Source organism: Metabacillus sp. RB-C-LZQ-3-1 (assembly GCF_058315175.1).
Map to the genome: position 1 here is coordinate 49,156 of NZ_JBZFLI010000013.1, position 13,138 is coordinate 62,293.

Genomic DNA, 13,138 nt, shown 5'->3' on the forward strand with positions numbered 1-13,138 from the left:
CTTATTCAATATTTTGAACTTGTTCTTTCAATTTTTCAATAATACTTTTTAATTCAACAACATTTTTCGCAATCTCGCTGTCATTTGCTTTTGACCCAATTGTATTGGCTTCCCGATTTAATTCTTGAACAAGAAAGTCTAACTTACGACCAATGGGTTCATTTGATGTTAGCGTATCTATGAATTGATGAATATGGCTATGTATTCTTGTAATCTCCTCATTTATGTCTGCTCTATCAGCAAAAAGAGCTACTTCAGTCAGAATTCTATTTTCATCTATTTTTCCTGATACGAATTCTGATACACGTTTGGTTATTCGCTCACGGTAATTTTCAACAACGATTGGAGCCAATTTTTCCAGCTGATGATTTATCTGACTAAGCGATGCTAATCTTTGGTTCAAGTCAGCAACTAATTGCTCACCTTCAACATTTCTCATTGTTGACAATTCCTTTACCGCTTCGCTAACCAGCTCTAGAATACCATTTTCATAAGTATGACTAGAAATTGCTTCTTCTTTTATATCGATAGCACCGTCTAAAGCAAGTATATGATGTAATGAAAGGTGATCATTCAATGAAAAACGTTCTTTAATTTGTTGAAGGGAAGAAATATATTGATCTAATAAACTCCAATCAACATGTATCGATTTTGTTGTAAGAAATTCACCTTCTATATTAAGATATACCTCAATACGACCTCGGCTTATGGACTTTGATATGAGCTTTTTAATTTTATCTTCCATATTCGTAAGCTGTTTTGGCATTTTCAACTGAATATCTAAAAATCGATGATTAACAGATTTCATTTCTACTGTAAATAGACAGGAATGAATATGCTCGCTAGCACGGCCAAAGCCAGTCATACTTTGTACCATTATGTATCACTCTCTTTCTAAAAAGGCGGAAGCAACATGTTTGTAATATATAAAATAGCATGTAAGATGGCAAACAAGCAAAGGGGATGACTTTTTGGGTCACCCCCTTTAGGATTATATCATAGTCTTTTAGCTTTTTCTTGTTAAAAGTGATCCCGCAAGTAAAAAAGTTGGAATTGCTGATAACCCAAGAATTAACAACCAGTCTCGAGCTAATATTGGAAGCGTATGGAAAATTGGTTGCAGCGGCGGATAATAGATCACAACAAGCATGAGTAAGATTGACGAAATAACCGCACCAATTAAATACAAATTGCCAAATGGATTCCGTTCAAAAATTGACTTCTCACTCCGACAATCAAAAACATGAATTAATTGTGCCATAACCAATGTTGCAAAAGCAATGGTTTGAGCATAAGCAAGTTCATCTGGATTTCGATAATAGACAATCATGAACGCCGCTAATGTGACGATTCCAATGAGGAATCCACGAGATACGACTTTCCAACCTAATCCTCTAGCAAAAACCCCTTCTTTAGGATGTCTCGGTTTCCGCTTCATTAGATCCCCTTCAGGCTTATCCAATCCTAAAGCCATTGCAGGAAGACCATCTGTTACTAAATTAACCCAAAGGATTTGAATAGGAACTAACGGTAACGGAAGGGCTAGCAACATAGCGAAAAGCATCACCAAAATTTCTCCAACATTAGATGCGAGAAGATATCGAATAAATTTACGAATATTTTCGTAAATATTTCTACCTTCTTTAATGGCTGATTTTATTGTCGCAAAGTTGTCATCTACTAATACTAATGAGGATGCCTCCTTTGCCACATCTGTACCGGTAATTCCCATAGAAATTCCAATATCTGCAGCCTTTATTGCCGGTGCATCATTGACACCATCACCAGTCATGGCAACAATATGACCTTTGTTCTGAAGTGCTTTTACAATTTTTAGTTTATGTTCAGGCGAAACTCTGGCAAACACATATACATCATCTACAATATCCTCTAACTCATCAACAGAAAGGTTTGATAGTTCTTTACCTTCCATTACTTTTCCGTTTTGAGGAATGATATTAAGTTGTTGTGCAATTGCCTTGGCAGTAATAATATGATCTCCAGTAATCATCACCGTTTTGATTCCCGCGTCACGGCATTCTTTAACAGCTTGTTTTACCTCAGGACGAGGTGGATCAATCATACCTTGCAATCCTATAAATACCAAGTCTTTTTCCGCTTCAAAGCTTGTATTTACTTTTTCAGTGGACTTAAGCGGCTTAAAAGCAACAGCAATTGTCCGTAATGCTTGTGATGCTAGTGATTCAATTGCTTGTTTTACTTTAGCCTCGTACTTGTTATCAAAATTCTCCTGCCGTTCATTCCATAAGATATATTTTGAAATCCCCGCTAAAACATCTGGTGCTCCTTTTGTCACGACAAATCGATTTCCGGTTTTATCACGAACAATCACACTCATCATTTTTCGTGCTGAATCAAACGGAAATTCTTCAATTACTTCAAAATTTTTCAGTAATGATTCTTTTCTTAACCCGGCTTTCATTGCAGCAACTAATAGAGCTCCTTCAGTAGGGTCACCATCAAGTTGGTATTGCCCATCTGTCTCTTTAATAGTTGCTGTATTACACAAAGAGCCAAAGGTTAAGATTTGTTGCAAGGTTTTAGTTTTTGCGACTTCAACAGTCTCACCATTTCGCAAAAATTCTCCATGAGGATGATATCCTGTTCCCGTAACATTCCAAATCTGTTCTCCCGCCCATACATGTGTAACTGTCATTTTATTTTGTGTCATTGTACCTGTTTTATCTGAACAGATAACGGAGGCACATCCTAGCGTTTCTACTGCAGGTAATTTTCGTACGATGGATTTTTGCTTAATCATTCTCTGAACACCAAGAGATAAAGCCACTGTTACTATAGCTGGAAGTCCTTCCGGAATCGCTGCAACTGCTAATGATACTCCAGCTAAAAACATGCTATATAGATCATGCCCTTGAAGTACACCAATACTGACAACAAGTAAAGTTAAAAACAGTGCAACAACAATCAATATTTTCCCCAATTGCTCTAGACGTCTTTGAAGCGGTGTTTCCATTGCTTCAGCATTTTGAAGAAGATCAGCAATTTGACCCATGGCCGTATTCATTCCTGTTCCAATGACAACCCCAATACCGGAACCTCTTGTAACTAATGTTCCCATGAAAACCATGTTTGTTAAATCACCAAGGCCAACATTTTCTCCTGCTATAGGCTGCGTTGATTTTTGAACAGGCAAGGATTCTCCTGTAAGAGCTGATTCTTCTACCTCTAAACTCTTTGTATCTATTAATCTCATATCTGCTCCAATTCGGTCACCGCTCGTAAACTTAACGATATCTCCAGGAACTAGTTCCTTTGAGAGAATTTTTTCCCACTTTCCTTCACGTAATACTGTTACCTGTGGAGCAGATAGTTCTTTTAACGCTTCTAAGGACCGCTCAGCACGCCTCTCCTGAAAAAAACCTAAAACACCATTCACAATCACAATAGCTATGATCGCAATGGCATCAATATATTCACCTAAAAGACCAGAAATTAATGTTGCTGCTAATAAAACAAGCACCATAAAGTCTTTAAATTGACTAAGAAATATAATCATAGCTGAAGGCCGGTCAGCTTCTTTCAGTTCATTTAATCCAAACTTCTCCGTTCTCTTTAGTACCTCCTTATTTGTTAATCCAACATCACGATCTGAATGAATGGTATCCATTACTTCGTCTGATCTCATTTCATGCCACTTCATGAATCACCTACACACCCCTTTTAAAACGAAGATTTTTACTTGCAAGGATTCTTTTTTCTTTGAATGACCTTGTAGTTGCCAAGCCTATAAGACAATTTATTCAGACTCGTCCTAAAACATGCTATAATCATGTAGAAAAGTTATGAATCCTAGCTATTCAATGCACCGCAAATAGCAGGTTATACATGTTCATGACTTTTCTATCAACATTATGCCTGTTAACAGAAGGAGTTATTGCCATGTCATTTGATGGTCTATTTACATATACAATTACAGAGGAATTGAAAAAATCTCTTTTAAATGGAAAAATCACAAAAATACATCAACCATACAAATACGACCTGATTTTTCAGGTGAGATCTGGGGGAAAAAATTATAAACTATTCCTTTCGGCACATCCTAGTTATGCCCGGCTTCATTTAACGAACGAAAGCTACGAAAACCCTAGTGAGCCTCCTATGTTTTGTATGTTGCTCAGAAAGCACTTAGAAGGCGGTGTGATTGAACGTATTGAACAGCCCGGCTTAGAAAGAATCATGATCATCGATGTAAGAAGCCGTAATGAGCTAGGTGATGTGACTATTAAACGTTTAATGATCGAAATCATGGGGAGACACAGTAATATTATTTTGGTCGATAAAGAACGGGATATGATATTAGATAGTGTGAAACATCTGTCACCAGCTGTTAACCGACATAGAACAGTATTACCAGGCCACCCCTATGTTTTACCACCGGAACAAGGAAAAACAAATCCATTTGAAGCAGACGAAGAGCTTGTACTTAGGAAATTGGATTTTAATTCGGGGAAAATCGACCAACAAATTGTACAGCAATTTTCTGGTATTTCTCCATTATTTGCTCGTGAAGTTATTCACCGCGCTGGTCTTGTTAATCGTAAAACGATTCCAGACGCTTTTTTATCCCTAATAAGGGAAGTTAAGGAAAACACAATATCTCCTGGCATCTATGAGCAAAATCAAAAAGAACTATTTTATATGATTCACCTTTCTCATTTATCAAACGCAAACAAAAAAAACTTTTCAACGATTTCCGAGTTATTGGATCGCTATTATTATGGTAAAGCAGAAAGAGATCGTGTAAAGCAACAAGGCAATGATTTAGAACGATTTATGGTAAATGAAAAGAAAAAAAATGAAAAGAAAATTAAAAAATTAAAGGCAACATTAGATCAAGCTGAAAAGGCAAATGAATTTCAACTATATGGTGAGTTAATAACTGCCAATATCTATGCGATCAAAAAAGGTGATAAAGTCGCTGAAGTCATTAATTATTATGATGAAGATAACGAAACGGTTACGATTCCGCTAGATGTTCAAAAAACTCCTTCTGAAAATGCCCAAAAATATTTTTCAAAATATCAAAAAGCAAAAAATTCAGTTGAGGTAGTTCATGAACAAATCCAGTTAGCACAAGCCGAAATCGATTATTTTGAAGGGTTAATTCAACAAATTGAATCAGCCTCTCCAAAAGATATTGAGGAGATTCGTGAGGAATTAATCGAAGGTGGATATTTAAAACAAAGACAGTCTAGAAACTTTAAAAAGAAAAAAAGCCTTAAGCCTACCCTCGAACATTACCTCTCCTCAGATGGGACAGAAATGATCGTAGGTAAAAATAATAAACAAAATGAGTACTTAACTAATAAACTTGCTGCTCGTGATGATATTTGGCTTCATACAAAAGATATTCCAGGTTCTCATGTTGTTATTCGCAGCAGCACCCCTTCTGAACAAACAATTGCAGAAGCTGCGAATATCGCAGCGTATTTTAGCAAAGCCAAAAATTCCAGTTCAGTTCCTGTTGACTATACTGCTATAAGACATGTTAAAAAGCCTAGTGGATCTAAACCTGGATATGTCATTTATGATCATCAGCAAACTGTATATGTAACTCCAAACGAAGATCTTGTCTTTCGTTTACGAAAGGCTTAAAGTATATACACCGTTTTTAATTAAAAACGGTGTTTTATGTATATTTATTTTTTTCATTCTTTCGTCTGGAAAGATCAAATTTAAGACTATTCAATAACTACAATTCATACAAAAATACAGAGTAACAAAACAAATTACGAAAAGGAGGGAAATCTAGATTGAGCAAAAAGATTGCTTATGCATATATCCTATCTGGTGCAGCTTTATGGGGAATGATCGGTTTATTTGTTACGTTTCTTTATGAGGCTGGCTTTACCCCTACGCAAGTGGTTGCTGTTCGTGCCATATCCGCCTCTATATTTCTTTTCATCTTCGTTTCCTGGAAAAAGAGAGAGGCGATAAAGATTAAGCTTTCTGATAGTAATTATTTTGTAGGAACAGGTATAATTAGTATTGTTTTCTTTAATTGGTATATGTTTGAGGCAATTAATGAAACATCCATCTCAATAGCAAGTATTTTACTTTATACTGCACCAGCATTTGTTATGATTTTTTCAAAAATTTTTTTTAAGGAACCTTTAACTTATAAAAAAGTTTCAGCGCTCATTATCACATTTATTGGGTGTATACTCGTCATTGGAATTTTCCCTAATACAAAAGAAGCAGTGTCTGTATATGGTCTGCTTGTTGGAATAGGTTCAGGTTTCTTTTATGCCTTATATAGTATTTTTGGCAAATTTGCTTTAGCAAAATACTCATCAGTTACTGTCACGACCTATACTTTTGTTTTTGCAGCTATTGCCAAAACCCCTTTTAGTAGTCTATGGCATGTTGGAATTCTCTTTACAAAACTAGAAGTTTGGTTTTCTATTATTGGGTTAGGTTTTTTTCAACTCTATTAGCGTTTTTGCTTTACACAAAAGGCTTAGAAAGTGTTGAATCAAGCCGCGCATCAATCATGGCAACAGTCGAACCTGTTGTTGCAACTTTAGTTGGTTTTTTTGTCTTTCATGAAACCTTAAACTTATGGCAATATATCGGAATTATAGCTGTTATATTAGCAGTATTTATTGTTCAAGAAAAACAGAAGACAAATAAAGATAACAGGCTTTTTACCAAAAAAGAAGTGATTTAACAAAAAAACGAGGAACCCATGAATCTAAAACATTCATACCCTCGTTATTTTTGTTGCTTTTTTTGTTGTCTTTGTTCAAATAATCGATCAAGTTCTTCAATTTGTTCTTCATCAAATTGACTTGAAAGCTGTTCACAAATTTCTTTTGCACGCTTAGGGCTTGCTCCATTCGTTGAAACAGAAATAGAAAGCCTCCCCTTTTTCACTGATTTTGGAACAATAAAATTCCCTTTTGTCATATTACTTGCAACATTTACCAGTTGAAAATCATTTACGTTTGCTGCCACCCACTCGTTTATGGCAGGATCATTAGTAGCTGCGATAATAATAAAGGCATTTTGCAGGTCTGAGAGTTCGACCTTTTTTTGCTGCCAAGAAATTAGCTTTTTATAATATAAGTCTTCAATATCTTTGATAATGTTAGGGCTAACAACGGTCACCTTTGCCCCTTCTTCTAAAAAAAGTATAAGACGGCGATACGCTATTTTCCCTCCACCAACAACTAATACAGGACGATTTTTTACATTAATGTGAAGAGGCAGCATTGAATGTTCCCCCATCAAATGAATAGGATCCATTTTTATTTTCGATTGCTTCTTGCACGCGATTTGTAAATAGATCAAGTAATATAGGGTGTGGTCCAAGATACGAACATACCTCGATATGACGATCTCCCCACTTAAATTCTTTTATTGTTTGATCAATCTCTCTTTTTAATAAACCCGTAAAAATTAAATAAGGAATGATGAAAATAGATTTCTCATTTGATTGATGAACATCCACAATTATTTGTTTAAAACGAGGTTCTGCAGCTGTTAAAAAGCAAGTTCGCACTTGTTTCAAATTTGATTTTTCTTGTAAATAAGAAGAAATTTCGTTTAAGTCCCGAACAACATCCATATCACTACTTCCCCTACCTACGAGAATTGCTGTGGAAGAATTCGTAATAGGTGATTTCTCACTCATTTTATCAATTAACATATCGGCAAGGATCGGATCAACCCCAATAGGTCTACCATAAGTAACTTGTACATTCGGAAAAGCGCCTGATACATGTGCAACCTCTTCCGGAATATCAATTTTAGCATGTGCAGCTGTTAATAGTAAAAGCGGAATAACCGCGATATTCGTAGCCCCCTTCTCCACACATATTTTAAAGCCTTTTTCGATCGAAGGTTCTGCTAATTCTAGAAAGCATACTTCTTGAATGGGAGCCTGAATTCTTGGTTTTACTTTTTCAATAAATTCAACTGCCTCTTCACGTGCTTTTGGAACTCGACTTCCATGACAAACATATAAAACAGCTTGCTTCATAGTATTAGAGCCTCACTTTGTTCATTATTTACAACTATTTCCTCAAACCAACTGAGTTTTTCTCTTAACGAAACAACCTCACCAACAATAATCATACTTGGATTTGTGACATTGTCTTTGATGACTCGATCATAAATATCATCAAGAGTTCCTGTCACGGTTCTTTGATCATTTGTAGTGCCCCAGTGTATAACAGCGACTGGTGTATGTCTATTTTTCCCATGTTTGATAAGCTGTTCAGAAATATATGGCAAATTGCTAACACCCATATAAATAGCGATGGTATCAATTCCTTTTGCTAAGGCTCCCCATTTTATTTCCTCATCAATGCCTTCTCTTCTATGTCCGGTTATAAAAGCAACACTTGCACTTAAGTCTCGATGGGTTACAGGGATTCCAGCATAAGCTGAAGCTGCAACACCCGATGTAATTCCCGGTACAATTTCATATAGTATATGATGGTTTCTTAACGCTTCGGCCTCTTCTCCTCCACGTCCAAAAATAAATGGATCTCCACCTTTAAGTCTTGTCACTGTTTTCCCGCTTTTTGCGTACTTTATTAAAAAGTGATTGATTGTATCTTGCTTCATTGTATGATAGTTTGGCAGCTTCCCACAATAAACAAGCTCACAATCTTTCTTTGCATGTTTAAGAATCTCTTTATTCACTAAACGATCATATAAAATTACGTCTGATTGTTGAATACATTTTAGTGCTTTAATCGTTAATAACTCTTCGTCTCCTGGACCTGCTCCAACTAAATAAACCTTTGACATGAAAGCCCTCCTCCCTACCTAAATGAAATAGCAAGAGATCATTTTTTTCGAAAATGAAAGTAATAGCAATTGGTATATACCAATTGCTATTATCATAAACGATTTTCAATTTATTTTATTGATGAATTAAACCTTTTTCTACTAGGAAATTTACAATTTGCTTCACTGATTCTTCAATATCTTGAGCTTCAGTATCAACTGTAATAGCAGGATTTTCCGGCTCTTCATAAGGTGAATCAATACCAGTGAAATGTTTAATTTCGTTATTTCGTGCTTTTTTATATAATCCTTTAGGATCTCGAACTTCACATTCATCTAACGAACATTTTACATAAACTTCAAAGAATTCATTTTCAGAAAGAATATCTTTAACTTGTTGTCTGTCTTCACGGAAAGGTGAAATAAATGCTGTTAGCACAATTTGCCCACTATCGACAAAAAGCTTTGAAACCTCACCGATACGGCGAATATTTTCTTTTCGGTCTTCATCCGTAAACCCAAGATCTTTATTTAATCCATGACGGATATTATCACCATCAAGAACATATGCTTGAATATTTGATTCATACAAATACCTTGCAAGTGCGTTTGCTAATGTTGATTTTCCAGATCCCGAAAGGCCAGTAAACCATAAAACATAGCTCTGGTAGTTATTCTTTTTTCTTCTTTCTTCTTTTGTTACAGACGCATCATGCCACACAATATTATTCGCTGCCATGCTTAAGTCACCCTCCTTATGAATTAACAGTTTCTCTCATACCTTTTATTAATACTTCTACAACTTCTTTACGACTGAACGTGCTTGGTGGCAGTTCCCCATTGCGAAGCATTGCACGAACCTTTGTACCTGAAAGAATCACACGATCCTCTTTACCATGTGGACATGTTTTAGAAGAAGCCATTCCTTCACATTTTGTGCAGTAGAAGCTATGTTCAAAGAACATTGGTGTAATTCCTAGTTCGTCAGCTGTAAAATTAGAGAAAATTTTCTGTGCATCATATGTTCCATAGTAATCACCAACACCTGCATGGTCTCTACCAACGATGAAGTGTGTACAACCATAGTTTTTACGAACTAATGCATGGAAAATGGCTTCACGTGGACCAGCATAGCGCATTGCAGCTGGGAAAACAGCAAGGTGTACACGATCTTCAGGGTAATAATTCTTTAACAATACTTGATAGCTTTCCATACGAATATGTGCTGGAATATCATCAGATTTTGTTTCACCTACTAATGGATTTAAAAACAAGCCATCAACTGTCTCTAATGCAGTTTTTTGAATATATTCGTGAGCACGATGAACTGGATTACGAGTTTGGAAGCCAACAATTGTGTTCCAATTTAACTCTTCAAATTTCGCTCTTGATTCCTTTGGATCTAAATAGAAATCAGCAAATTTCTTTTCTGGACGTTTCACTAATGTGATTTCTCCACCAACATAGACGTTTCCACGTTCAAACATTTTTTTCACGCCAGGATGTGCTAAATCATCTGTACGATAAACATTTATTGCTTCTTTTTGTTTATCAGGTGTGAAAATATCCGCAATTTTAATTGTGCCATATGTAACTTGATCTGACACAAGTCGTACTTCCTCTCCAATTGTTAATGAAGCAGCTTTTTCCTCATTTACAGGCAAGGTGATTGGAATACTCCATACAACACCATTTTTCAATTTCATATTTTCAACAACAGATTGATAATCTTCGCGTGATAAAAAGCCTTCAATTGGGCTGTATCCACCAATTGCAATAAGTTCAAGATCACTTAACGAAATGGCATCTAATTCAATTTCTTTTTGAATATGTGATACATCTGCTCCTAAAGATAATTTTTGAATTAATGTTCCTCCATGTGGAAGTAAGCTCATTGTTCAATTCCTCCAAATTTAAATGTATTATTTGTGAAAATGGTACCGTATAAACCCCTATTATCTTAACATACTCCAAAATTAATAAAACCAATATGAATAATAGGGATTATACCATTAAATTCCCCCGCCCTCTTCATGAACGGCACGCTTTTCCTGTTTACTCGCCTTCATAAGACTATTTGCACCAATAGTTGCGAGTAATAAACTACCTAACACAAAGATTGTATATAAATCACTTTCTAAAAACAATTTCACTAAGAAATAAGACATTGTTAGTGAAACAAGTGGGGAAATTAACCAAACCATCAACATATTTTTAACAATTTTTTGTTGAAAAACATTTGCACCTGATTTTGCAATACCAATTCCTAGGATAGATGAAGTTGTAATTTGAGTTAATGGAACTGGAATTCCAAAAATAGATGCGATAATAACAAGTGTTGCTCCTGTACCTGAAATGAGCACACCTTCTATTTTAGAAAAATTCGTAATTTTTTTTCCATTCGTTTCAAGCACCCGACGCCCTAATAATAACGCACCAAGTGCAACAAACACTCCTCCATATAAGGTTCCGTTTGAAACTGTCAGAATTCCTGCACTTACAAGTGGTCCCACAGCATTTGCTACGTTATTCATACCTGCAGAAAAAGCCTCGAAAAAGCCTGCAAAAATAAGTAAATATGTGATCAGCTTTCCTTGAAAGTTCAACTTTTTATTAAGTTTGAATTTGTGAAGAATCTTAATAAATAGATAGGCGATGCCAAAAGCAACGATAGGAACAATAAACCAGAACATGACGATATAAAGTAAATTATTAACGTATAATGCTTGGTATGCAATTCCAACACCTACAACAGCACCTACAGTTACTTCACTCGTAGAAAGCGGAATACCTAATAGGTTTGATAAAAACAAGGAGAAGGTTGCTGAAAAAAGGATGATGATCACCAATTTTATTGAAATTAATGAGGAAGGAATGATTCCTCCACTAATTGTTTTGACAACCTCTCCACCGCCAATAACAGCTCCTAATATGACTCCGATCCCACATAAAATTAAAGCATTTCTTGGTCGAATAATTGCTCCCGAGCCGTATGCAACACCCATTGAGGCTGCAGCACCGCTAGCCCCAATATTCATTGCAAAAAAGAAGCTAATAATGATGGCAATGATCTCTAACATTGATTTATCCTCCTATTGGTGGAGGCCACATTCTGTTTTCATTTGCCCTGACCATCTTCCAGATCTTAAATCATTTTCATCATATGCTGGCTTTGTGCAATGAAAACAACCGATACTAGGGTATCCTCTATCATGTAATGGATTATATGTTAGATCGTTTTTATGCACGTATCTCCATACATCTTTCCATGTCCAATGAATGAGCGGGCAAATCTTTACTGAATGAAAGCGTTCATCCTTATTAATATAATTTACATGCTTTCTTGTTTCAGACTGTTCACGTCTCAGACCTGAAATCCATGCAGTTGCACCCTTTAAAGTATCCGTTAATGGAACAATTTTACGGATATTACAGCATTGATTAGGGTTCGTCTCCCACAATTTATCTCCATATTGCTCAGCTTGTTCTTCAAGGGTTAATTCGGGTTTCTTTAGCTCAATATTTAATGAAGGATATTTTTCTTTCACTTTATCAATTAGTTCATATGTTTCCTTAAAATGAACATCAGTATCAAGGAATACAATTTTGGCATTCGGTTTTACTTTTGAAATTAAATCAATTAATACGATTCCCTCAATACCGAAGCTGCATGCATACACAACCTCTTCACCGTATTGGTCATACGCCCAATTAATTACATTTAGAGCACCTTTATATGTTTCATCAACCTCAAAATCATTATTTGGTTCAGTCCAGTTTTCATATGTTAACATACGATTCACCTCTTTCTATCATACTATTAAACTCGGGTTTAAATCCCCTTTATTCACACATTAATACTCGGGATTATGTGTAAAACCTATCAACATAGTATGAATTATACACCTAATCTGTGATTTGACAATACATTTGCATAATCAATTTATAAATATTTTTAGCTTTTTTATAAGATCCTGGGACAAAAGCGCATAAGACCTTTTTAAGATATCATATTAATTCAAAATTTTAGCATAATTTTAACAAATGTCAACCCGAGTTTATTGATCGGATTAATTTTTTTATCAACTTTTATTCTTCATTTCATGTTTTCATATGAAACTTCATATCTTTTGAAGATAAGAAGGAGGAGTTATATGGGGATGTTTGTCATAGATTTGATCTTTGTAATGATTTCCTTTTATTTCTTTTGTCTTTTCATGGCACATGTTTTAATGTACAAGCCAGATCCTGCAATTTTGTATCAACTTAAAACCATTAGGAGCTCGTTTGTATTTTCAGTATTAGGAATAGGTTTATTGTATGTATTGAATAAAATAAACACGCCAAAACAGTGGCT

General features: G+C 35.4%; 10 protein-coding genes and 1 pseudogene. 2 read left to right on the forward strand and 9 right to left on the reverse strand.

Translation table 11 applies throughout. The features are described from left to right. Position 1 precedes the first annotated feature (1 nt). Positions 2 to 877 carry a YicC/YloC family endoribonuclease gene (locus tag AC4GZ8_RS18575; protein WP_491083383.1) on the reverse strand — a complete coding sequence of 292 codons (876 nt, stop codon included), beginning with the start codon at positions 875 to 877 and terminating at the stop codon, positions 2 to 4. 129 nt (positions 878 to 1,006) lie between these two features. Next, the gene (locus tag AC4GZ8_RS18580; protein ID WP_491083384.1) at positions 1,007 to 3,682 is read right to left on the reverse strand and encodes a calcium-translocating P-type ATPase, SERCA-type; all 2,676 of its coding nucleotides are present in this window, start codon (positions 3,680 to 3,682) and stop codon (positions 1,007 to 1,009) included. A 239-nt stretch (positions 3,683 to 3,921) separates the two neighbouring features. Between AC4GZ8_RS18580 and AC4GZ8_RS18585 the strand changes: the two genes are divergently transcribed. Together AC4GZ8_RS18585 and AC4GZ8_RS18590 are read left to right on the forward strand one after the other, a co-directional pair. Further along, entirely contained in the window at positions 3,922 to 5,637 is a 1,716-nt protein-coding gene (locus AC4GZ8_RS18585) for an Rqc2 family fibronectin-binding protein (RefSeq protein WP_491083385.1), read from the forward strand. Positions 5,638 to 5,849: 212 nt separating this feature from the next. Next, positions 5,850 to 6,712: pseudogene (locus AC4GZ8_RS18590) on the forward strand (DMT family transporter). Positions 6,713 to 6,756: 44 nt separating this feature from the next. On the opposite strand, the gene AC4GZ8_RS18595 reads toward AC4GZ8_RS18590, so the two are convergent. The 7 genes from AC4GZ8_RS18595 to AC4GZ8_RS18625 all read right to left on the reverse strand — a co-directional run bounded on the left by AC4GZ8_RS18595 (position 6,757) and on the right by AC4GZ8_RS18625 (position 12,575). Then, the gene (locus AC4GZ8_RS18595) at positions 6,757 to 7,257 is read right to left on the reverse strand and encodes an NAD(P)-dependent oxidoreductase (protein WP_491083386.1); all 501 of its coding nucleotides are present in this window, start codon (positions 7,255 to 7,257) and stop codon (positions 6,757 to 6,759) included. Continuing rightward, positions 7,238 to 8,026 carry a sirohydrochlorin chelatase gene (locus tag AC4GZ8_RS18600; RefSeq protein ID WP_491083387.1) on the reverse strand — a complete coding sequence of 263 codons (789 nt, stop codon included), beginning with the start codon at positions 8,024 to 8,026 and terminating at the stop codon, positions 7,238 to 7,240. The genes AC4GZ8_RS18595 and AC4GZ8_RS18600 overlap by 20 nt, the downstream gene beginning before the upstream one ends. Further along, positions 8,023 to 8,802 (reverse strand): uroporphyrinogen-III C-methyltransferase, encoded by a 780-nt coding sequence (gene cobA / locus AC4GZ8_RS18605; protein ID WP_491083388.1) that lies wholly within the window; start codon positions 8,800 to 8,802, stop codon positions 8,023 to 8,025. Before cobA ends, AC4GZ8_RS18600 begins: the two co-directional genes overlap by 4 nt. A gap of 115 nt (positions 8,803 to 8,917) precedes the next feature. Then, entirely contained in the window at positions 8,918 to 9,520 is a 603-nt protein-coding gene (gene cysC, locus AC4GZ8_RS18610; RefSeq protein WP_491083389.1) for an adenylyl-sulfate kinase, read from the reverse strand. A 16-nt stretch (positions 9,521 to 9,536) separates the two neighbouring features. Further along, the gene (gene sat / locus AC4GZ8_RS18615; RefSeq protein WP_491083390.1) at positions 9,537 to 10,676 is read right to left on the reverse strand and encodes a sulfate adenylyltransferase; all 1,140 of its coding nucleotides are present in this window, start codon (positions 10,674 to 10,676) and stop codon (positions 9,537 to 9,539) included. A gap of 117 nt (positions 10,677 to 10,793) precedes the next feature. Then, the gene (gene cysP / locus AC4GZ8_RS18620) at positions 10,794 to 11,861 is read right to left on the reverse strand and encodes a sulfate permease (RefSeq protein WP_491083391.1); all 1,068 of its coding nucleotides are present in this window, start codon (positions 11,859 to 11,861) and stop codon (positions 10,794 to 10,796) included. A gap of 12 nt (positions 11,862 to 11,873) precedes the next feature. Next, positions 11,874 to 12,575 (reverse strand): phosphoadenylyl-sulfate reductase, encoded by a 702-nt coding sequence (locus AC4GZ8_RS18625; protein WP_491083392.1) that lies wholly within the window; start codon positions 12,573 to 12,575, stop codon positions 11,874 to 11,876. Positions 12,576 to 13,138 lie beyond the last annotated feature (563 nt).